We start from the raw sequence: 22,325 nt of genomic DNA on the forward strand, positions 1-22,325 counted from the left end.
CGCGATCGGCCGGATGCGGCGTCCGGACGCCGTCGTGATCCCGGAGGTCTCGCTCGACGAAGAAGGCCTCGCGGTCGATGCGACGCAGGTGCTCGCAGTCGACGAGATCGTCTCCCCGTCCAGTCCCGAGAACGACTACGGCGACAAGTTCGCCGAGTACCCCGCGATGGGCATCGCCCACTGTCTGATCGTCGATCCCCGCACCGGCCACACCGAGGTGCACTCCACCCCCTGCAAGGACCGCTACCAGCAGAAGGAACCGCACATCTTCGGGGACACGGTGCCTTTCGGGCCGTGGACGCTGGAGACCGCCGGTTCCCATCGCTACGGCAGGACGCGGGAGTAGGCGCCAGGGCCGGCGCGGCCCCGCCGTGCAGCATCCATGCGCCAGCCGAACACCTCGCGCGCACAGTGGTGACTCGAGTGGTTCGAGGTACGGGGGGTACATGGAAATCCAGCTGCTGGGCTGCGTCGAGGCACGGGCCCGCTCCGGCGACAAGCTGCCGCTTCCGCACGGCACCAAACTGCTGCTGGCGGCGCTGGCCTGGACCCCCGGCGCGTTCGTCGCCGACGAGGCGCTGATCGAGCGGGTGTGGCAGGAGCGCCGGCCCATGCACCCGCGCGACGCCCTGTACATCCAGGCCACCCGGCTGCGGAAGGCGCTGCGGGCCGACGGGCAGCTGACCGAGGGCTTCGAACTGATCCGCAAGCGCGGCGGCTACGTCCTCGCGATCGACGACCGCCGCGTCGACACCGCGCGGTTCCGCGCCCTCGTCCGGCAGGCACAGCAGGGCGCCCGCGCCGGCGACACCGAGACCGCCCTCGCCCTCTACGCGCGGGCCCTCGAGCTGTGGCGGGGCGAGCCGCTGTCCGACGTGCGCACGCCCTGGGCGGAGTCGGCGCGGGTGACGCTGCGGCGCGAGCACCGGGAGGCGCTGGTGGGCAGCACCGAGCTGTACCTGCGCGCGGGGCGGCACGAGGAGTGCCTGCCGCAGCTGCACTGGCTGGCCGAGATGCACCCCTTCGACGAGAAGGTCACGGGCCTGCTGATGCTCGCCCTGCACCGCGGCGGACGGCAGGCGGACGCGCTGGACTGCTTCCAGCTGCTGCGCCTGCGGATGATCGACCTGCTGGGCTGCGAACCGGGCCCGGAGTTGCGGTCCCTGCACGAACGGATCCTCGCCCGCGACCCGCGGCTGCGACTCGGCAGCGCGTACGCCCACTCCGTCTGAGGCGGTCCGGCGGCCGACGTGGCTCAGCCGTCGAAGTGCTCGGTCAGGTACAGCGTGAGGCGGGACTCGGCGTCCGGTGGAAGCTCACGGTGACGATGGTGGGGCGGCGGGCGGTGCGGGGCGGGGTCCCCGGGAGGGCGCCGGATGCCCAGCGTCGCGTACAGGGCGGCCGCCTCGGTCCCGGCCTCGTGCGCCGGCCCGGTGTCGCCGCGGGCCGCGTGGGCGGCGGCGAGGGCCGCCGTGGCACGGGCGTGCAGGAGGCGCTGGCCGGAGCTCCGGGCGAGGTCCGCCGCCAGGGCCGCCGCGTCGCGGGCCCGGACGAAGGCGGCTCCGGACTCGGTGTCGGTGTCGGTGTCGGTGTCGGTGTCGGTGTCGGTGTCGAGGAGCGTCAGGGCGGTGGTGAGGTGGACGCGCGGGAGGGTGAGGGGGTTGCCGTCGGCCGCGAGGCGTTCGGCGCGCTCCAGATGGTCCAGGGCGTCGGCCGGGCGTCCCTGGGCGCGGGCCAGGTCGGCGCGGGCCAGCAGGACCTCCACGAGCCCCGCCCGGTGGCCGGTGCGCTCGGCGATCTCGAAGGCGGCGTCGAGGTGTTCGGCCGTCTCCTCCGCGCGGCCCCCGCGCAGCTTCACCGCGGCGACCCCGACCAGGCTGTCGACCTGGCAGTTGCGGTTCTCCACCCGCCGGGAGACGGCGAGTGCGTCCTCGTAGGCGAGGAGCGCGCGGTCGTCCTGGCCGGCGTCGGCGCGGACCCGGCCCAGCGCCTCCAGGGCCACGGCCTCCGTGTAGGTGGACCCGGAGTCGCGGGAGACCAGGAAGCAGGTGCGCAGCGCCGCCGTCGCCTCGTCCCACCGGGCCTGCTTCTGCCGGACCAGGGCGAGGTTGACGAGGGCCATCGCGCGGTTGTGGTGGACCGTGTCGCCGATCAGGTCGAGGGCCGCGCTTGCCGCCTCCTCGGCCGCGTCCAGGCGGCCCAGGGCGAGGTTCAGGGAGGCCGTGTTGATCAGCATGATCTCCACGTTCTTGACGTTGTCCAGGGTGCGGTAGAGCGCGAGGGCACGGTCGTAGCAGGGCAGCGCGCGGCGCAGCTCGCCCAGCAGTTTGAGGGTCACGCCCTTGCCCTGGAGGCTGCCGGCCTCGCCGTACGTCCAGCCGGCCCGGCGGGCCAGCCGCTCCGCCTCCTCGTACTCCGTCAGGGCGCCCCGCAGGTCCCCGTTGCGCCAGCGGGCACTGCCCAGGGACAGGCTCATGGAGGCCTGGCCGACCTCGTCCCCGCCGCGCGCGGCCACCTCCCGGGCGAGGGTCGCCAGCCGCATCCAGTCGGAGAGCGGCCTGCGGTGGTGGAAGAGGTCCTGGAGCGCGTCCACCAGCCACCACACGTACGGCGCCGGGCCGTGCTCGGCGGCGTGTCCGATCGCGGCCGCGATGTCGTCCCACTCGCCGTCGAACCAGGCGTACGCCTCCTCGGGGCCGGCGAACTTCCGCGGCAGGGAGCCCTCGACGGCGGTCGGCCGGGTGCGCATGACGTACAGGCCGGCGGTGGCGGCCGCGTTGACGACGCTCTGGAGGTAGTGGTCGAGGACGCGGGTGACGGCGGCGGCCCGCTCCTCGGGGGAGTCCTCGGCGGCCGTCCGGTCGCGGGCGTACTCGTGCACGAGGTCGTGCCAGGCCGGACGGCCGTGCTCGACGTCGCGCAGCAGATGGACCCGCTGGGCCAGTCGCAGCAGGTCGGCCAGGCGATGTTCGTCGGTCCCGGCCGCCGCGGCCGCCGCCGGGACCGACCGGCCCGTACCCGGCAGCGCGCCCAGCGAGCGGAAGGCGCGTCGGGCCTCCTCCGGCAGAACCCCGTAGGACAGGTCGAGCGCGGCCCGTACGGCGACGGACTCCTCGCCCTCGACATGCAGCCGGGCCAGCCGCCCCCGGTCCGCGAGGTCACGGACGTAGGCCCGGATGCTGCCCGGCCGGTCGCCGATCCAGGAGCCCGCGACACACAGGGCGAGCGGCAGGTGGTCGCAGAGTTCGACCAGCCGTGCCGCCGCCTCCGGATCGGCGGCGACGGCCTCCGTGCCCACGGCGCCGCTGATCAGCTCCAGCGCGGCGGCACGGTCGAGGACGTCGCAGGAGACCCGGTAACCGCCGTCCAGGGTGACCAGACCGCTGAGCTTGTCGCGGCTCGTCACCAGCGTCAGCGAGCCCGCCGAGGCGGGCAACAGCCGTCGTACGTACGACGCGTCGGCCACGTCGTCGAGGACGACCAGCACCCTGCGGTCCGCGAGCAGCGTGCGGTACAGCGCGGTCTGCGCCTCGGCGCCCAGCGGAATGTCGCGCGGGGCGCAGCCCAGACCCTGGAGGAGCAGCGGCAGCGCCTCGCCGGGGGTCATCGGCTCGGCGTTGTCGAAGCCCCGCATGTCGAGGAAGAGCTGGCCGTCGGGGAAGCGGTCGGCGACCCGGTGGGCCCAGTTCAGCGCCAGGGCGCTCTTGCCGACGCCCGCGGGTCCCACGATCAGGGCGAGCGGTTCCGAGGTGCGCAGACAGGAGTCGAGCCGGTCGAGTTCACGGTCACGGCCGACGAAACGGCGCGGGGTGGGCGGGAGTTGACGCGGTACGGGCCGCTCGGACGCCGGGGCGGACCGCTCGGGCGGGGCGGCGCCCGCGGAGCCGCCGCCGCGCAGCAGCCGCTGGTGCAGGTCCCTGAGGTCGGCCGAGGGTTCCATGCCGAGTTCGTCGACCATGCGGCGGCGCAGCGCGGTGTACAGCTCCAGTGCCTCGGCGCTGCGCCCGTCCTGGTGCAGGGCGCGCATCAACAGGCCGTGGGGACGTTCGCGCAGCGGGTGGGCGGCGGTCAGCCGGAGGAGTTCGGCGATGGCCTCGCGGTGCCGGCCGGTCTCGATCCCCGCCTCGGCCACGCCCTCGCGGGCCACGAGGTGCAGCTCGGCGAGGCGTTGGCGCTCGGCCTCGCGCACCGCGATCTCCGGCAGGTCGGACAGCGGCTCGTCCCGCCACAGCGCGAGGGCCTGTTCACCGCCGCGCCGGGCCGTTCGCCAGTCGCCGTCGGCCGCGGCCCGTGAGGCGTCCCTGATGAGGTTCTCGAAGGCCAGCAGGTCGAGTTCGTCCGGGCCGGCGTGCATGACGTAGCCGGGCCGCCGGGTGGTCAGCAGCTCCGTCCCCGCCGGGCCGAGGGCGCGCCGCACCTCCGCGACGAGGGCCCGTACCCGGGCCGCGCCCGCGCCGGGCGGCCGGTCGTCCCACAGACACCGGATCAGCCGGTCGACGGAGACCACGTGGTTGGCGTGCAGCAGGAGCACGGCGCACAGCGCGCGTTGCCGGCCGGTGAGTACGACGGCCCGTCCGTCGATCTCGACGTCCAGCGGTCCGAGCAGGCGGAACCGGGGCCGTGGGGTGAGCATTCACAGAACGTAGTCCAGGGGCGACGGCCGGGCAACGCCGACCTGCGCGAGCGGGAACCGGCGGCATCTCGGACGTCGCGATCCGGCCAATCCCGGGGCCCGGGCCCCGGGCGGTGGCCCGGCGCCGTACGAGGCGGGGCGGCCGGGGCCGGGGCGGGGCGGGCGCCGCGTGTCCCCCGTCGGTCGCCCGCCCCGGACAAGAGTCTCGCCGGGTCACCTTTCGGGACCCCTTCGGCGATCTTTCATCCGTCTTTCACCCCGCCCCGACCGGCGAGGACCGGTCGGCACGGGGACGGACGTCCGGCTAGACGCCGGTGCGGCCGTCGATCAGTTCGCGCAGGATGTCGAGGTGGCCGTTGTGCCGGGCCGTCTCCTCGACCAGGTGCAGGAGGATCCAGCGCAGGTCCACATGCCGGCCGTCGCGCGTCGGCCGCTGCGCCTTGGTGGCGAGGTCGTGCTCGGCGACCAGTTTCCGGTGCCGCTCGGCGTGTTCGGCGTACTCGTCGAGCACCTGCGCGAGGGGGAGGTCGACGGCGATGCGCATCTCGCGGTCGGGGTCCTCGTCGGTCCACGGCCCCTCGTCCTCCTCGCCGAGGAACACGACCCGGAACCAGTAGTACTCGACCCAGCGCAGATGGTTGACCAGGCCGCTCGGCGTCATCAGCGGCGAATGCGGCAGGGGCGCCTTACGGGCGTCGGCTTCGGAGAGGTCCTCGCACTTGGCGCGGGCGGTGTCGCGGGCGTAGTCGAGGAAGGTGGTCAGCTGGGTGCGCTCGTCCCACGCGGTGGGCATGTCGTCAGTTCTCGTCATCGCGCAGAGCATCTCCGGCCGGCGGCCCGCCTGTCGAGGGAATTCGGATGTTCTGGATCTTGTCCTGTGCCGCACCGGCGTGTGGCAGACTGCCGCGGTGGTCGATCATTCGTTCGCGGATCTGACACTCGCCGCGCTGTACGACAGCATCAATCCGTGGGGGCCGGACGACGACTTCTACCTGAACCTGGTGAGATCCGCCGACTCGGTCCTCGACGTCGGCTGCGGTACGGGCCGGCTCCTCGCGCGGGCCGCGTCGGACGGGCACCGGGGGCGGCTCACGGGCCTCGATCCGGCGGCCGCGATGCTCGTACAGGCCCGGCGCCGGGCCCCCGGCGTGGAGTGGCTGCTCGGGGATCTCAACATCCGTCTGTGGCGGGGCGACTTCGACCTCGTGATCATGACGGGCCACGCCTTCCAGGTGCTCCTCGGCGACGAGGAACTGCGCGGCGCGCTGCGGTCCGTACGGTCGGCCCTGGGCGACGGCGGACGGTTCGTCTTCGAGACCCGGAACCCGGGCGCGCGGGCCTGGGAGACCTGGACCCCGGAGCACGTCCGCGAGGTCACCGACACGGACGGCCGGGTGGTACGGGTCTGGCACGAGCTGGAGGACGAACCCCGCGGTGACCGGGTCACGTTCACGGAGACCTTCGACTCCCCCGGCTGGCCCCGGCGCCACACCGGCCGCGCCACCCTCCGCTTCCTCACCCCGGGGAGCCTGACCGGTTTCCTGGCGGAGGCGGGACTGCGGGTCGAGGAGCAGTACGGGGACTGGAACCGGGGACCACTGACCCCGATGAGCCCGGAAATCATCACCGTGGCAACACCGGCCCCCTGACACCACCGCGAGCGTTCATCACCACAGCCTCTACACCCCGCGGACCCCACAGGGACCCCTTGGGGCACGGGCCCCTCGCGGGCGCGGACCCCTGGGGGAGGCAAGCCCCACAGGGGCGCAATCCCCCTGAGGGGCGCGGGGAACTGCGCGACCGGCCACGACGGATCCGCACCGGCACCGCACCCGCACCCGCACCCGCACCCGCACCCGCCGGACGACACCAGAAGAACACGCACCCGCCGCAGCGACCCCGGAAGAACCGCGCCCCCCGAGCGACACCGGAAGAACCACGAGCCTCACCGGGCACCCCCGGCGATCACGCGCGCATGCCCCCCCGAACTCACCCCTCCTCCAGCGCCGTCAGCGCCGGATCCAGCACGATGTCCTCCTCGCGCGCCTCGGTCGTGGGCTCCTCCGGGAAGTGGCAGGCCGTCAGATGGCCCTCGTGGTTGCCGGAGATCCGGACCAGCGGCGGCTCCTCGGCCGCGCACTTGTCCTGCGCCTTCCAGCACCGGGTCCGGAACCGGCAGCCCGAGGGCGGGGCGATGGGCGACGGCACGTCCCCGGCAAGCCGGATCCGTTCGCGCGCGGCCGTGTCCCCGCCGGCGACGTTCACCTCGGGGACCGCGGAGAGCAGCGCGTGGGTGTACGGGTGCCGCGGCCGGGCGTAGATGGAGTCGCGGTCGCCGACCTCGATGATCTTCCCGAGGTACATGACGGCCACGCGCTGCGAGAAGTGCCGGACGACGGCCAGGTCGTGGGCGATGAACAGGAACGCGATGCCGAGTTCCTGCCGGACCTTCTGGAGCAGGTTGACGACCTGCGCCTGGATGGACACGTCGAGCGCGGAGACCGGCTCGTCGGCCACGATCAGCTTGGGTTCGAGGGCCAGCGCGCGGGCGACGCCGATGCGCTGGCGCTGGCCGCCGGAGAACTCGTGCGGGAAGCGGTTGTAGTGCTCGGGGTTGAGACCCACGATCTCCAGCAGCTCGCGCACCCGTTTTTCCCGGCCGCCCTCGGGCTCGATCCCGTTGACCTCCATCGGCCCGGAGACGATCTTGCCGACGGTCTGCCGGGGGTTGAGCGAGGAGTAGGGGTCCTGGAAGATCATCTGGATCTCGGAGCGGATCGGCGCCAGCTGCCGGCGCGAGGCGTGCGAGATGTCCTGCCCGCGGTACGTGATCGTCCCGGCCGTGGGCTCCATGAGCCGGGTGATCAGCCGGCCCGTCGTGGACTTGCCGCACCCCGACTCCCCCACCAGGCCGAAGCTCTCGCCGGCCCGGACGCTCAGGTCGATGCCGTCCACGGCCTGCACCTGGCCGACCGTACGCCGGATCGGGAAGCCTCCCTTGACCGGGAAGTGCTTGGTGAGCCCCTCCACGACGAGCAGCTGCTCCCCCTCGCCGTCGGCGCCCGCCTCGCGCGGGGCGGGGAGAACGGGTTGTTCCTTCTTCACGTGCTCCTCCTGACCTTCTTCACGTGTCTGCTCCACAAGGGCCTGCCCTATCCCAGCCGGGGCCTGATCTCGTCCACGAAGATGGTCCGCTTCTGCTCCGCCGTCAGGTGACAGGCGGAGGCGCGGTCCGGTGCCAACAGGGGACGTTCGGTGACACAGCGGTTGCCGGCGATCCGGTCCCGGAAGGTGCAGCGGGGGTGGAAGCGGCAGCCGGAGGGCGGGGTCAGCAGCGACGGCGGGGTGCCGGGGATGGGGGCGAGCGGCGTGCCCAGGTCCGAGTCCAACCGGGGCATGGAGTTCAACAAGCCCCAGGTGTAGGGGTGTTGTGGTGCACGCAGCACCTGCTCGGTGGTGCCGCGCTCGACCGCGGCGCCCGCGTACATCACCATGATGTCGTCGGCCATGTCGGCGATGACCCCGAGGTCGTGCGTGATGAAGATGATCGCGGTGCCGAACTCCCGCTGGAGGTCCTTCAGCAGATCGAGGATCTGCGCCTGGACGGTGACGTCGAGCGCGGTGGTCGGCTCGTCGGCGATCAGCAGGTCGGGGTCGCAGATCAGCGCCATCGCGATCATCGCGCGTTGCCGCATTCCGCCGGAGAACTGGTGCGGGTAGTCCTTGGCCCGTTCCCGGGGGTGGGGGATGCCGACCTTGCCGAGCATCTCCACCGTGCGCTCCCAGGCGGCCTTCTTCGAGGCGCCCCGGTGCTTCATGTACGGCTCGGCGATCTGCCGGCCGACGGTGTAGTAGGGGGAGAGCGCGGTGAGCGGGTCCTGGAAGATCATCGCGATCTTGTTGCCGCGCAGCTTCTCCAGTTCCGACTCCCGGGCCGTGGTCAGCTCCTGGCCCTCCAGCAGGATCTCGCCCTCGACGGTGGTGAACATCGGGTTGTGCAGCCCGAGAACGGTGAGGTTGGTGACGGACTTCCCCGATCCGGACTCGCCGACGATGCCCAGGGTGCGGCCGCGTTCGAGGTCGAAGGAGAGTCCGTCGACGGCCCGGACGGCACCGTCCTCCGTGGTGAAGCTGACATGCAGGTCCCGTACCGAGAGGAACGCGCCCGCGCCGGCCGGGACGGGCGCCCCGGCCTCCTTGGTCACAGTGGTCACGACAAAGCTCCTGACGACGGTCCGGGAGACGGCTAGGCCAGCCGTACGCGCGGGTCGATGAAGGCGTAGCAGGCGTCGACGACGATGTTGCACAGCAGGATCACGGCGGCGGCGAAGAGCATCACGCCGAGCAGCAGCGGAAGGTCGCTGAACTGCACGGACTCCACCGCGAGATGACCGAGGCCGGGCAGTCCGAAGGTGTACTCGGTGATGATCGCGCCGCCCAGCATCGAGGAGAGGTCGATGCCGAGGATGGTGACGATCGGGATGAGGGAGCCGCGCCAGGCGTACCGGAAGAAGACGTACCGCCGGCTCATCCCCTTGGCGCGGGCGGTGCGGATGTGTTCCTCCTGGAGCTGCTCGATCATCGACGAGCGCGCCATACGGGTGTACTGCGCGGCGAAGATCGTGGACAGCACGACCCAGGGGATCATCAGCCCGGTGAACCAGGCGACGGGATCCTGGGTGAGCTCGGTGTACCGGGGCTCGTCGAAGAGGTGGGTCTGGTACACCAGCACCGCGAGGGCGAGCGGTCCCAGGAAGTAGATCTGCATCGAGCTGAGCACCATGGAGCCCGCGGTGAAAGACTTGTCGATGAGCGTGCCGCGCCGCCAGGCGGCCAGCATCCCGGTGCCGAGTCCGACGAACAGGAAGACGACGGTGGCGCCGAGCGCGAGCGAGACGGTGAGCGGCAGCCGGTCCATCAGGGTCGACCAGACCTGCTCGTTGGTGTGGTACGAGTAGCCGAAACAGGGGGCGGGGCAGGGCCCCTGGGCGAAGTCGTCCCGGCCCGCGAGCAGCCCCTGAAGGAAGATCCAGAACTGCTCGGGGATCGACTTGTCGATGCCGAGCGTGCGATGGATGTTGGCCAGCGCGTCGGGCGTGCACGTCTTGCCGCACATCAGCAGCGCCGGGTCACGGGGCATGCCGAAGAACAGCAGGAAGGCGACGACGGTCAGCAGGACCAGGATCACCAGCGAGCCGAGGGTCCGGCGAAGAAGGAAGCGCAGCATCTCAGTGGCAGCTTTCGGGCTCGTGAGGACGGCTCGCGGAGCCGGCTCAAAGGGCCGTGCGGGCCGGTGCGCCCCGTCGCGCGGACGGGACGGGGCGCACCGGGCGCCGCGCTCGGGAAGGGGTTACTTCACAAACAGCCTGCGCGGGTCGATGCCGCCGATGACGTCGTCGTACACGAGGCCACCGATCTTCGAACCGGCGATCTGGGTCTGCTTGTAGTACGCCGTCGGGATGTTGGAGACGACGTCCTTCACGATGTACTCGTTGATCTTGTTCCAGGCCTCGGCGGCCTTGATCGGGTCGGTGATGGTGCTCGCCTTGTCGATGTCGGCGTTCACCTTCGGGTCGTTGATGTGCGAGTAGTTCGCGGCGCCGTCCTGGATCTGGCGTCCGTCGTAGAGCGGCGGGATGACGGTCGAGGAGCTCGGCCAGTCGGCACCCCACGCGGTGTGGTAGATGTCGAAGTTGTTCTTGACCTTGCCGACCTGGTCGTAATAGGTCTCGGCCGGGATCTCCTGGCGCTGGACGTCGAATCCGGCCTTCTCCAGACCCGCGGCCATGGCGGTGGAGTACTGCTGGCCCTCGGGGGTGTTGATGTAGCCGAAGGTCAGCTTCAGGCCCACCTTGCCGGCCTTCTCCAGGAGTTCCTTGGCCTTGACCGGGTCACCGGCCGGCTTCTTCTTCTTGCCGAAGGGGTCGAAGTTCGGGTTGTAGCCGGAGACGGTCGGGCTGATCAGACCGCCGGCGACCTCGCGGGCCGCGGTACCGCCGTAGGCGCGCACGAACGGGGTGATCGGCAGAGCGTAGGCGATGGCCTCGCGGACCGTCTTGTCCTGCATCTCCTTCTGGGACAGGTTGATGTCGATCTGACCCACGTACGGCTGGTAGCCGGCGACGGTGCGGGACTTCAGCGTGGCGTCGGCGAGGACCTTCGACAGGTTGCCCGCGTCGACCTCGTTGTTGAAGCTGACCGCGGTGGCGTTGGCGCCGGAGTCGTCGAGGATGGCCTTGGTGGAGTCCTCGTACTGCTTGTTGAACGCGAAGGTGAACCGGTCGATGTACTGGTGCCGGATCGGGTCGGTCTTCGGGTCCCAGTTGGTGTTCTTCACCAGGACCATCGACTTGCCGGACTTGAAGTCCTGGATCTTGTACGGGCCCGAGGTCATCGGGGCTTTGTCGTACTTCTCCTTGGTGTCCTTCGCCTTCGAGACGAGCGAGTAGCCGGCCATGGCCAGCGCGTAGGGCAGGTCGGGCTTGGGCTTCTTGAACTTGAAGACGATCGTCTTCGCGTCCGGCGTCTCCAGGACGGTGTCCGGCAGGTGCTTGCCGCCGTACGGGCCGCCCTTGAGCAGGTCGCGATACCCCGTGCCCGGTGTGTCGGCGAGCCACTGCTGGATGAAGGTCGGGCCGTTGGCGACGAACGGCGCGAACAGCCGCTCGAAGGTGTGGCGCGCGTCGGTGGCGGTGATCGCGGAGCCGTCGGCCCACTTGACCCCGTCCTTCAGCGTGTACTTCCAGGTCTTGCCGCCGTCGGTGGTGGTGCCGCTGTCGGTGGCCAGGTCGCCGACGACCTCGTGCTTCTTGCCGTCCTCACCGGTCGCCTTGTAGCCGGTCAGACCGCGGTGGATGAGCTGCGAAAGGGCCATCTCGTCGGAGACGTAGATCTGGCCGGGGTCGAGGTGCGCGTAGCTGTCTCTCTGGAGAACGGTGACCGCGCCTCCGGGTTTGGCGCCCGGGACCTCGGCGGCCGGGCCGGTCGAGGCCTTCACGTCGCCGAAGTCGATGGAGGACTGCTGCCGTTGGGCGTTCTCCTTGTCGTCCTTGTTGCTGCCTTCCTTGCTGCCGCCGTCGCTGCAACCGGAGAGCACGAGCGCTCCGGCGGCGACCAGCGAGAGCGCGGCGTACGCGCGGCGTCCACCCTTACCCATCACTCGTTTCCCACCCATCTCTGTGAGTCCAGCAGTTGGTGATGATGTGCGGATCAGCGCGCCGTCTTGGGGTCGAAGGCGTCCCTGACCGAGTCCCCGAGCAGGTTGAACGCCACGATGAAGATGATCATCGAGACACCGGGGAAGAACATGTAGGTGATGTCGTTCTGCATCACGAGTTCGGTCGCCGCCTTGGAGAACATCTGGCCCCAGTCCGGCGTCGGTTCGACCAGTCCCACGCCGAGGAAGGACAGACCGGCCTCGGCGGTCACGAAGTTCGGCAGCATGTAGGTGGCCTGCACGAGGATCGGCGTGACCACGTTGGGCAGGATCTCCTTGCGGATGATGCGGCCCGGCGGCGCCCCGCTCACCTTGGCGGCCTCGATGAACTCCCTTTCCCGCAGGGCGAGACTGGTGCCGCGCAGGATGCGGCCGAGGCTCATCCAGCCGAGGACCCACTGCACCGAGATCAGGGCGACGACCCGGACGTAGACGGGCGTCTCGTCGCGCGGGCTGACGAACAGGGAGACCACGACCGGCATGCTCGCGATGAAGAACAGCTGGGCCGGGATGGCGAGCAGGAAGTCGATCACCCGGCTGATCAGGAAGTCCGTCCGGCCGCCGAGATAGCCGGCCGCGACCCCGAGGACGATGCCGGTCAGCACCGTGGCGAGGGTGACCGCGAGGGAGATGCCCAGCGAGTTGCGGATCCCGTAGAGCAGTTTGGTGAACACGTCGTAGCCGTTGCCCGGTTCGAGGCCGAACCAAAACTCGCCGCTGATCCCGCCGTTGGGCTGCACCGGCACACCCGCGCTGTCGAACAGCTCCGGCCGTTCGTCCGCGAACACGGTGTACGGGTTCTTGCCGTAGAGCTTCGCGATCAGCGGGGCGAGCAGGCCGACCAGGAAGAAGAACAGCACGACGTAGGCCGAGAGCACGCCCGTGCGGTCCCGCTTGAAGCGGAGCCACATGAGCTGACCGGGAGACCGGCCCACGGGCACCTTGGCCTCGGACGCGGGTGCCGGCTCCTGGTCACCGTCGACCACGACCGACGTACCGCCGCCCTCGATGTCGGTAGGACTTGTCACAGTTCGCCCATTTCACTTCACGGGTGTGGGTGTGCCGAACCGGCGACGGACGCGGGCTGCCGCGTGGTCGCCGATCGGTGCATGAAGGGACGCCGGAACACGCCGGACGGGGCACGGAAGAAGCCGCAGCCGGACGCGCGTAGCCGCACGGCCGCGGTGGGCGGCCGGTCGTCAGGTCAGTGACAGTCGCCGCGGGCGGGAGCGGGCAGACCGGTGATGGACCGCATGGGTCGCCTGACTGGCATGGGGATCCTCCTTGTGACTCCACGTGTTCACCGACAGGAGGGGCGCTCGTCCGACCTCCGCCACCCCTGACGGAGGGTCAGACACCCCCTGGTGCTCGCGAGTCGGCGCTGTCCCCACAGCGCGAGACCCATTGACCCGAGCGTTACGCGGCTAACTATCTGGCATGCGCCATGTGCCGACCACCGTCTTTAAATCTCAATTCAGTCACAGCTGACGCCTGGATCTTCCAAAATCCGGACAAAGGCTCTGGCGCGAGAAGGCCGCGAAACGGACTTGTTACATGGCTATCGGGCGAGGATCTCCGCATTTCGGACAGTGGTCACCGTGTGGACCCGAAAAAACGGGTTGCGAAAAGCCCGGGCGCCCCCACGATGGGGACACCCGGGCCTCGGAGTGTGCTGCGGAGCCGAACTACCCGCGTATCAGCCGTGCTTGGCGCGGCTCGCGGTACGGGCGCGGTCACGCTGGTCGAGCACGACCTTGCGGATGCGAACCGCCTCCGGGGTCACCTCGACGCACTCGTCGTCGCGGCAGAACTCCAGCGACTGCTCGAGCGACAGCTTGCGCGGCGGCACGATCGCCTCGAACGAGTCGGCCGCGGCGGAGCGCATGTTGGTGAGCTTCTTCTCCTTGGTGATGTTCACGTCCATGTCGTCGGCGCGAGAGTTCTCGCCGACGATCATGCCCTCGTACACCTCGGTGCCGGGCTCGGTGAAGAGCACACCGCGCTCCTGGAGGTTCGTCATCGCGAACGCGGTGACGGCACCGGCGCGGTCGGCGACCAGCGAACCGTTGTTACGGGTCGTCAGCGGGCCGAACCACGGCTCGTGGCCCTCGTGGATGGAGTGGGCGATGCCCGTGCCGCGCGTGCCGGTCAGGAACTCGGTCCGGAAGCCGATGAGGCCGCGGGAGGGAACGACGAACTCCAGGCGGACCCAGCCCGAACCGTGGTTGGACATGTTGTCCATCCGGCCCTTGCGGACGCCCATGAGCTGCGTGACCGCGCCCATGTGCTCCTCGGGAACGTCGATCGTCATGCGCTCGACCGGCTCGTGGACCTTGCCGTCGATCTCCTGGGTGACCACCTGGGGCTTGCCGATGGTCAGCTCGAAGCCCTCACGGCGCATCTGCTCGACCAGGATGGCGAGCGCCAGCTCACCACGGCCCTGGACCTCCCACGCGTCCGGGCGCTCGGTGTCGAGCACGCGGAGCGAGACGTTACCGATCAGCTCGCGGTCGAGGCGGTCCTTGACCTGACGGGCGGTGACCTTGCGGTCCTTGACCGCGGCCTTGGCCGAGGCACCCTTGCCGGTGCCGCCGCGGCCGACCAGCGGCGAGGTGTTCGTGCCGATGGTCATGGAGATCGCCGGCTCGTCGACCGTGATCAGCGGGAGCGCGATCGGGTTCTCGGGGTCGGCGAGGGTCTCACCGATCATGATGTCCGGGATACCGGCCACGGCACAGATGTCACCGGGGCCCGCCATCTCGGCCGGCTTGCGGGTGAGCGCCTCGGTCATCAGCAGCTCGGTGATGCGCACGTTGGACATCGTGCCGTCGCGCTTGATCCAGGTGACCGTCTGGCCCTTGCGCAGCTCGCCCTGCTCGACGCGCAGCAGCGCGATACGGCCGAGGAAGTTGTCGGCGTCCAGGTTGGTGACGTGCGCCTGGAGCGGGGCCGCCTCGTCGTACTCCGGAGCCGGGACGTGGGACAGGATCGTGGAGAAGAACGGCTCCAGGCTGTCGCTGTCCTGCGGGACCGTGCCGTCCTCCGGCTTGGTCAGCGAGGCGACACCGTCACGCGCACACGCGTAGACGATCGGGAACTCGATCTGGTCCTCGTCGGCGTCCAGGTCCAGGAAGAGGTCGTAGGTCTCGTTGACGACCTCGTCGATCCTGGAGTCCGCGCGGTCGGTCTTGTTGATGCACAAGATGACGGGCAGACGCTGCTGGAGCGCCTTGCGCAGCACGAAGCGGGTCTGCGGCAGCGGACCCTCGGAGGCGTCCACCAGCAGCACGACGGCGTCGACCATCGACAGGCCGCGCTCCACCTCGCCGCCGAAGTCGGCGTGACCGGGGGTGTCGATGATGTTGATGGTGATGACGTCCCCCCCGTCCTTGGGGTGGTACTTCACCGCCGTGTTCTTGGCGAGGATCGTGATGCCCTTCTCACGCTCCAGGTCGTTCGAGTCCATCATGCGGTCGTCGAGCGACTCGGCGGCGTGCGCGGCGAAGGCACCGGCCTGCTTGAGCATGGCGTCGACCAGAGTCGTCTTGCCGTGGTCGACGTGGGCGACGATGGCTACGTTGCGAATGTCGTGGCGCGTGGCCATAAAGCGGCGTTCTCCCGGAGTGTGAGGGCGACCCTGCTGCGTACGTCTGTGTTACGCGGGCCCTGCCGGGCTTGACACGCCACGGCCTCACCCCATGGTACGTGGCCCGGCGGGGGACGGCCCCCGCAGGGCCACTCGGCTCACTTCGAGCTCACCTCGGGCTCACTTGCGGGAGGGGCTCGCGGAGGCCTTCGCGCCCTTCCCCGCGGCCTTCCCGAGGAAGCCCATGTCCTGGTAGACGGGGGTCTCGAAGCCGAAGGAGCCCGCGTTGACCACGTTCTTCCGTACCGCGGTGAGCTGCGGGCGCTGATAGAGAGGAATCGATCCGGCAGCCGCCCAGATACGGGAGTCGGCCTTGCGGATCAGGGACCGCTGTTCCCCCTCGTCCAGGGTCGAGACCGCCCGCTCGAACAGTTGATCGACCTGGTCCGTGCCGACCCGGGTGTAGTTCTGCTCGACGCTCAGCGAGCCGTCGGCGGCCGGCACCGGCTTCGCGTAGATCGGCCGGGCGTCGGTGGCGGGGAAGGCGGACCCGGGCCAGGAGTACAGCGCCAGGTCGTACTCACCGGAGGCGACGTGGTCCTTGAAGTAGCTCTCGTCCGAGACCTTGGTGATGTCCGTGCCGATGCCGACCTTCGCCAGCATCTTGGTGATCCGCGCGGCGACCGCCGCCAGCGGCTCCGATCCCGGGCCGGACGGCAGCACGAACCGCAGGGTGAGCGCCTTGCCGTCCTTCGCCAGCGCCTTGGCCGGGGCGGCGGCCGGCGCCGCGGTGCCCTTGGGGGCGTAGGCGCCGGGGGCACCGCCCTGGTGCGGCTGCTTGAACTGCTTGCCGTCCTGGGCCAGCTGCCGTCCGCCCTCGTCGCTCCTGCGCGCCGTCTTGCCCTTGTCGTCCGCACCGACGACGTAGGTGCCGTCGCCGTCCGAGGAGTCGTCGTCGGAGTCCGCCTTCTTCCCCTTCGACCCGGCGGCCTTCTCGGTCTTCTCCTGCTTGGTGACCGGGCCTCCGGGCACCCATCCGGCGTCCGCGAGCAGGGCCTGGGCCTCGGTGGTGTCCTGGCCGCCCAGCGCCCCGCTGTTGTCGGCGTACGCGTCCTGCCCGGCCAGGGCCAGGTGGCTGCCGACGGGCTCCGCGGGCAGACCCAGCGGCTTCAGCACGACCTTGGCCAGTGCCCTGCGGTCCAGCGCACGGGCGACGGCCCGCCGCACCCGCTCGTCCGCCAGCGGTCCGTCGGCGCCGTTCAGCGCCAGCTGTGTATACGCCGGCTCCAGCGACCTGCGTACCTCGAAGCCGCGCAGCGCCTTCTGCTGCTCCTCCCACTTCGCGATCGCCTCGCGCAGCTTGGTGCGGGCCTCGACCTCGTCCTCGGCCGCGTCGTCGTCCGAACCGTGGGCGAGCGCCCAGGAGCGCAGCGCCTTGGCGGCGGTGCGTCCGGAGCCGGGTCCGGCGAGCGGTCCGGCCGTGCCGTGGGCGGCGCCGTCGACGCGCTGGGCGGCGGCCGGGTCGATCTCGGCCAGGTCGATCTTCCCGGCGGCCAGCGCGGACGTCCGCTCGTCCCTCGGGACGGCCGTCAGCACGATCTCGGAGAGCTTGGCCGGCCGGCCCCACCAGCGGGCGTTGCGGGTGAGGAGCACCTGCTTCTTCTTGCGGTCGACCTTCTTGAGCACGAACGGGCCGGCGGTCACCTTCAGCTTGCGGCGTGCCCCGTCGTTGAACGAGTCGGGCGTGCCCATGACGTCCTTCGGGTACAGCGGGGAGAACAGCGACCGCCAGTCGGCGTAGGTCCGCTTGAAGGTGACCCGGACCTCCAGGTCGTTGGCCCCGCGCTCGACCTTCTCGATGCGCTCGTAGCCGGCGTTGCGGGCGGTCCAGTAGGCGCTGTCCTTGCCCGCCAGGGCCCGCCACTGGGCGGCGAAGTCGGCGGCGCCGATCTCCCGTCCGTCGCTCCAGACGGCCTGCTGGTTCAGCTTGTACAGGACGACCTGCTTGGGCTCGGTGTCGACGACCTTCGCGGACTCCAGGTAGTCGGAGTCGCGCTGCGGCCGCCCGGTCGCGTCCAGCCGGTACATCGAGGGCAGGACGGCCTGGGCGACCCGCGTGGTCGCGCCGTCGGCGTCCGACTGGAAGGTGTTGAACGTCTCCGGGACCGCGTCCACGGCCCAGCGCAGTGAGCCGCCCTCGGCGACCCGGGCGCGGCTCGCCGGGGCGATGTCCTGGCGGGCCAGGGGCTTGCCCGCCTCGTCCGCGGACCCGCAGCCGGACAGCAGGGGCACCGCGAGCGCGCCCGCGGTGAGGAAGGCGACCGAGCGCATGACCGCGCGCGGGCCGACGCCGTCGTGAGACATCTCTGGTACCTCCGGTGAGCCGCTGTCGCCGGTGACCCGAACACCCCGGAAACATGGACGCGCATACGTCGACGTGGGTGCGTTTTGATCACGTTTGGCGGTATTTTGGTGTTGATCAGATCTATGGCTCACTGAAGAGGAAAGGGTTCGCCTGCCGTGGGCGACACGGCGGCAGGGCCTGCCAAGGCCACTCGTGCGGAGCAACGCAGCCGCCAATCGCTGCACACGCCTTCACATCGACCGGTGTGACGCGCAACACTCGCAGGCGCATGAACGTTGCCGTCCAGGGCCCAGCCCCCACGGAAGCGAGGACTGCTCATGTCCGTGCACGACGACCTCACCACGGCCCAGCGCTGTCTCGACGACCTCTCCCGGTCCGTCGGCCGCCTGGAACAGCAGCTCGGCGGCACCGGCCTGGAAATGCGCCGGGTCCGCGCCGATGCCGACCATCTGAGGGAGAGCGTCGCGCTGCTGCGCCAGGCCGTCTCCCAGCCCGGCTCGTCGCGCCGGCCCGAACTCGTCACCATCCCCGATACCCCGTACGACGACTCCCTGTGGATCGACACGGACGACGAGGGACTCGGCGCCCGGGGCCGGCACGCCCCCTGACCCGACCGGAGTCCTGAGTTGGCCACTGGTACGGAACCCTCACCCACCGACCCCCGACCCCCGAGCGGCGTACGCGGCGCAGGACGCGCCGCGATCGCCGCTCCCCATCTGCGCACCGACCGCTGGTGGCTGGCCCCCGCGGTCACCGCCGCCGGCCTGCTGGCGTTCATCGTCTACTCGACCTGGCGGGCCCTGGCGAACGCGGACTACTACGCGGCGCCGTACGTCTCGCCGTTCTTCTCCCCGTGTCTGGCGGAGAACTGCCAGACCATGCGGTCCGGCCCCAACGCGGACCTGTTCGGCAGCTGGTGGGGCCTCTCCCCCGCGATCCTCATCCTGATCTTCCCGCTCGGCTTCCGCCTGACCTGCTACTACTACCGCAAGGCCTACTACCGCGGCTTCTGGGCGTCCCCGCCCGCCTGCGCCGTGGCCGAGCCCCACAGGAAGTACACCGGCGAGACCCGCTTCCCGCTGATCCTCCAGAACATCCACCGGTACTTCTTCTACGCCGCGGTCGTCGTCGCCGGGATCCTGACGTACGACACCGTGCTCGCCTTCCGCGACGAGCACTACGCGTGGGGTCACATGGGTCTCGGGACCCTGGTCTTCCTGGTCAACATCACGCTGATCTGGGCGTACACGATCTCCTGCCACTCCTGCCGGCACATCGTCGGCGGCCAGCTGAAGCACTTCTCCCGGCACCCCGTGCGCTACCGGGCCTGGCGCTTCGTGGGGAAGCTGAACGCCCGGCACATGCTGCTGGCGTGGGCGTCGCTGGTGAGCGTGGCGCTCGCCGACTTCTACGTGTATCTCGTCGCGTCCGGTGTCTTCGACGATCCGAGGTTTTTCTAGATGAGTGGGGCCTGCTGATGTCCGTGGTCGACCGCCAGGAGTGGGACGTCGTCGTGGTCGGCGCGGGAGGCGCCGGACTGCGTGCCGCCATCGAGGCGCGCGAACGCGGCGCCCGTACCGCCGTCATCTGCAAATCGCTGTTCGGCAAGGCGCACACGGTGATGGCCGAGGGCGGCATCGCGGCGGCCATGGCCAACGCCAACGAGCACGACAACTGGCAGGTCCACTTCCGCGACACCCTGCGCGGCGGCAAGTTCCTCAACCAGTGGCGGATGGCCGAGCTGCACGCCCGGGAGGCACCGGACCGGGTGTGGGAGCTGGAGACCTGGGGCGCCCTCTTCGACCGCACCAAGGACGGCCGGATCTCCCAGCGCAACTTCGGCGGACACGAGTACCCGCGGCTCGCGCACGTCGGCGACCGGACGGGCCTGGAGCTGATCCGCACGCTCCAGCAGAAGATCGTCTCGCTCCAGCAGGAGGACCACCGCGAGACCGGCGACTACGAGTCCCGGCTGAAGGTCTTCCAGGAATGCACGGTCACCCGGGTCCTCAAGGACGGTTCACGCGTGAGCGGGGTCTTCGCCTACGAGCGCGAGACCGGTCGCTTCTTCGTCCTGCGGGCCCCCGCCGTGGTGATCGCCACGGGCGGCATCGGCAAGTCCTTCAAGGTCACGTCGAACTCCTGGGAGTACACGGGCGACGGCCACGCGCTGGCCCTGCTCGCCGGTGCGCCGCTGCTCAACATGGAGTTCGTGCAGTTCCACCCGACCGGCATGGTCTGGCCGCCGTCGGTGAAGGGCATCCTCGTCACCGAATCGGTGCGCGGCGACGGCGGGGTGCTCAGGAACTCCGAGGGCAAGCGGTTCATGTTCGACTACGTCCCGGACGTCTTCAAGGAGAAGTACGCCGAGTCGGAGGAGGAGGGCGACCGCTGGTACGAGGACCCGGACCGCAACCGGCGACCACCGGAACTGCTCCCGCGTGACGAGGTGGCCCGCGCGATCAACTCCGAGGTCAAGGCCGGCCGCGGCTCCCCGCACGGCGGGGTCTTCCTGGACGTGTCGACGCGGATGCCCGCCGACGTCATCAAGCGCCGGCTGCCCTCCATGTACCACCAGTTCAAGGAGCTGGCCGACGTCGACATCACGGCGGAGGCCATGGAGGTCGGACCGACCTGTCACTACGTGATGGGCGGTATCGCGGTGGACTCCGACACGGCGGCCGCCCGCGGCGTGCCCGGGCTGTTCGCGGCCGGCGAGGTGGCCGGCGGGATGCACGGCTCCAACCGGCTCGGCGGCAACTCCCTCTCCGATCTGCTCGTGTTCGGCCGCCGGGCGGGACTGCACGCGGCGCGGTACACGGCGGAACTCGCCCGGGAACGCCCGGCGGTGGACGACGACCAGATCGACGCGGCGGCCGCGGAGGCCCTGCGGCCGTTCTCCGCGGAGGGCCCCGGAGACCCGGCGGTGCACGCGCCGGAGAACCCGTACACCCTCCACCAGGAACTCCAGCAGACCATGAACGACCTGGTCGGCATCATCCGCCGCGAGGGCGAGATGGCACACGCCCTGGAGAAGCTGGCCGAGCTGCGGGTACGGGCGCAGCGGGCCGGGGTCGAGGGACACCGGCAGTTCAACCCCGGCTGGCACCTGGCGCTCGACCTGCGGAACATGCTGCTGGTCAGCGAGTGCGTGGCCCGGGCGGCGCTGGAACGCACCGAGTCGCGCGGCGGGCACACCCGCGAGGACCACCCGACGATGGACCGCGCGTGGCGCAACGTCAACCTGCTGTGCGCGCCGGCCGACCCGACCGGGGTCCTGGCGGCGACGGACCCCGCCCGCGGCAGGATCGCCCTCACCCGGGAGACCACCGAACCCATCCGCTCCGACCTGCTCGCCCTCTTCGAGAAAGAGGAGCTGGTCAAGTACCTCACCGAAGAGGAGCTGTACGAGTGAGCAGCTACGAGGCCCGCTTCCGGGTGTGGCGGGGCGACGTCGAGGGCGGCGGCCTGAAGGACTTCGCGGTCGAGGTGAACGACGGCGAGGTCGTCCTGGACATCATCCACCGGCTCCAGGCCACCCAGGCGCCCGATCTCGCCGTCCGCTGGAACTGCAAGGCGGGCAAGTGCGGTTCGTGCTCCGCGGAGATCAACGGGCGGCCCCGGCTGCTGTGCATGACGCGCATGTCGGTCTTCGACCGCGAGGAGACGATCACCGTCACGCCGCTGCGCGCCTTCCCGGTGATCCGCGATCTCGTCACCGACGTCGGCTTCAACTACCAGAAGGCGCGGGAGGTCCCGGCGTTCGTACCGCCCGCGGGGGTCGGCCCCGGCGAGTACCGGATGTTCCAGGAGGACGTGGACCGCTCGCAGGAGTTCCGCAAGTGCATCGAGTGCTTCCTGTGCCAGGACACCTGCCATGTCGTCCGCGACCACGAGGAGAACAAGACGGCGTTCGCGGGGCCCCGCTTCCTCATGCGGGTCGCCGAACTGGACATGCACCCGCTGGACGCGGCCGGGGAGAGCGGCCTGGACCGCGGGCGCACGGCCCAGGACGACCACGGCCTCGGCTACTGCAACATCACCAAGTGCTGCACGGAGGTCTGCCCCGAGGGCATCAAGATCACGGACAACGCGCTGATCCCCCTGAAGGAACGGGCGGTCGACCGCAAGTACGACCCGCTGGTGTGGCTGGGGTCGAAGATCAGGAGGCGCCCGTCGTAGTCGCCGGGGGCAGCCGGGGCGCGCGTCCGGGACGCTGCGCGAGCGTCTGGACGCCGAGCCCGGCGAGGTTGAGGGCCATACCGGCGGGCGGGACGAAGAAGTTCACCGTCAGGTGACCGGCCAACGGGCCCAGGGACAGGAAGAGGCTCAGGCCCAGGGCGCTCATCAGGACGCCGATGCCCCACAGTCTCGGCCGCAGCACCCGCCTGCGGCCGAACGGCGGCACCCACTCCCGGGTCACGGCCGCCCCGCCGACCACCGCCATGACCGTCACACAGACGACGGCCGTGACCACCAGACTCCAGTGCAGCATGCGCTCATGATCGCACCCGGGCCCGGCCGG

The 22,325-nt window shown here is 70.5% G+C and carries 17 protein-coding genes; 7 read left to right on the forward strand and 10 right to left on the reverse strand.

Annotated features, from left to right (window positions below; all coding sequences use genetic code 11):
- Window positions 1–13: 13 nt before the first annotated feature.
- Both OG440_RS12625 and OG440_RS12630 read left to right on the forward strand, forming a co-directional pair.
- Window positions 14–346 carry a Uma2 family endonuclease gene (locus tag OG440_RS12625; protein WP_406006934.1) on the forward strand — a complete coding sequence of 111 codons (333 nt, stop codon included), beginning with the start codon at window positions 14–16 and terminating at the stop codon, window positions 344–346.
- Window positions 347–446: 100 nt separating this feature from the next.
- Window positions 447–1,232, forward strand: a complete 786-nt coding sequence (locus tag OG440_RS12630; RefSeq protein ID WP_406006935.1) for a BTAD domain-containing putative transcriptional regulator — start codon at window positions 447–449, stop codon at window positions 1,230–1,232.
- A 23-nt stretch (window positions 1,233–1,255) separates the two neighbouring features.
- On the opposite strand, the gene OG440_RS12635 is transcribed toward OG440_RS12630, so the two are convergent.
- Entirely contained in the window at window positions 1,256–4,633 is a 3,378-nt protein-coding gene (locus OG440_RS12635) for a BTAD domain-containing putative transcriptional regulator (protein ID WP_406006936.1), read from the reverse strand.
- A 304-nt stretch (window positions 4,634–4,937) separates the two neighbouring features.
- Entirely contained in the window at window positions 4,938–5,444 is a 507-nt protein-coding gene (locus OG440_RS12640; RefSeq protein WP_406006937.1) for a DinB family protein, read from the reverse strand.
- A 97-nt stretch (window positions 5,445–5,541) separates the two neighbouring features.
- Between OG440_RS12640 and OG440_RS12645 the strand changes: the two genes are divergently transcribed.
- Window positions 5,542–6,282: a class I SAM-dependent methyltransferase gene (locus tag OG440_RS12645; protein ID WP_406006938.1), complete on the forward strand. Its 741-nt coding sequence runs from the start codon at window positions 5,542–5,544 to the stop codon at window positions 6,280–6,282.
- 340 nt (window positions 6,283–6,622) lie between these two features.
- Here the strand turns inward: OG440_RS12645 and OG440_RS12650 are convergent, their stop codons facing one another.
- The 7 genes from OG440_RS12650 to OG440_RS12680 form a co-directional block, all read right to left on the reverse strand.
- On the reverse strand, window positions 6,623–7,738 hold the full coding sequence (locus tag OG440_RS12650) for an ABC transporter ATP-binding protein (RefSeq protein WP_406006939.1): 1,116 nt from the start codon (window positions 7,736–7,738) through the stop codon (window positions 6,623–6,625).
- 47 nt (window positions 7,739–7,785) lie between these two features.
- Window positions 7,786–8,847: an ABC transporter ATP-binding protein gene (locus OG440_RS12655; RefSeq protein ID WP_406006940.1), complete on the reverse strand. Its 1,062-nt coding sequence runs from the start codon at window positions 8,845–8,847 to the stop codon at window positions 7,786–7,788.
- A gap of 32 nt (window positions 8,848–8,879) precedes the next feature.
- Complete coding sequence (locus OG440_RS12660; protein ID WP_406006941.1) at window positions 8,880–9,860, reverse strand: ABC transporter permease; 981 nt, start codon at window positions 9,858–9,860, stop codon at window positions 8,880–8,882.
- Between the two features lie 123 nt (window positions 9,861–9,983).
- On the reverse strand, window positions 9,984–11,789 hold the full coding sequence (locus tag OG440_RS12665; protein WP_406006942.1) for an ABC transporter substrate-binding protein: 1,806 nt from the start codon (window positions 11,787–11,789) through the stop codon (window positions 9,984–9,986).
- Between the two features lie 53 nt (window positions 11,790–11,842).
- A complete protein-coding gene (locus tag OG440_RS12670; RefSeq protein ID WP_406006943.1) occupies window positions 11,843–12,877 on the reverse strand; it encodes an ABC transporter permease in 1,035 nt (344 codons plus the stop codon).
- Between the two features lie 668 nt (window positions 12,878–13,545).
- A complete protein-coding gene (gene typA / locus OG440_RS12675; protein WP_406006944.1) occupies window positions 13,546–15,453 on the reverse strand; it encodes a translational GTPase TypA in 1,908 nt (635 codons plus the stop codon).
- Window positions 15,454–15,615: 162 nt separating this feature from the next.
- Window positions 15,616–17,799 (reverse strand): ABC transporter family substrate-binding protein, encoded by a 2,184-nt coding sequence (locus OG440_RS12680; RefSeq protein ID WP_406006945.1) that lies wholly within the window; start codon window positions 17,797–17,799, stop codon window positions 15,616–15,618.
- A gap of 318 nt (window positions 17,800–18,117) precedes the next feature.
- Here OG440_RS12680 and OG440_RS12685 point away from each other — a divergent pair, with 318 nt between their 5' ends.
- From OG440_RS12685 to OG440_RS12700, 4 genes are read left to right on the forward strand one after another with little or no spacing between them, the layout of a single operon-like run.
- Window positions 18,118–18,408 carry a hypothetical protein gene (locus tag OG440_RS12685; RefSeq protein ID WP_406006946.1) on the forward strand — a complete coding sequence of 97 codons (291 nt, stop codon included), beginning with the start codon at window positions 18,118–18,120 and terminating at the stop codon, window positions 18,406–18,408.
- A gap of 18 nt (window positions 18,409–18,426) precedes the next feature.
- Entirely contained in the window at window positions 18,427–19,260 is an 834-nt protein-coding gene (locus OG440_RS12690; RefSeq protein ID WP_406006947.1) for a hypothetical protein, read from the forward strand.
- A gap of 17 nt (window positions 19,261–19,277) precedes the next feature.
- Window positions 19,278–21,215 carry a fumarate reductase/succinate dehydrogenase flavoprotein subunit gene (locus OG440_RS12695; RefSeq protein WP_406006948.1) on the forward strand — a complete coding sequence of 646 codons (1,938 nt, stop codon included), beginning with the start codon at window positions 19,278–19,280 and terminating at the stop codon, window positions 21,213–21,215.
- Window positions 21,212–21,982: a succinate dehydrogenase/fumarate reductase iron-sulfur subunit gene (locus tag OG440_RS12700; protein ID WP_406006949.1), complete on the forward strand. Its 771-nt coding sequence runs from the start codon at window positions 21,212–21,214 to the stop codon at window positions 21,980–21,982. The genes OG440_RS12695 and OG440_RS12700 overlap by 4 nt, the downstream gene beginning before the upstream one ends.
- Here OG440_RS12700 and OG440_RS12705 read toward each other — a convergent pair.
- Complete coding sequence (locus OG440_RS12705; RefSeq protein WP_406006950.1) at window positions 21,963–22,295, reverse strand: hypothetical protein; 333 nt, start codon at window positions 22,293–22,295, stop codon at window positions 21,963–21,965. The genes OG440_RS12700 and OG440_RS12705 overlap by 20 nt on opposite strands.
- Between the last annotated feature and the right edge of the window lie 30 nt (window positions 22,296–22,325).

This window comes from Streptomyces sp. NBC_00637, from assembly GCF_045161545.1.
Lineage (GTDB): Bacteria > Actinomycetota > Actinomycetes > Streptomycetales > Streptomycetaceae > Streptomyces.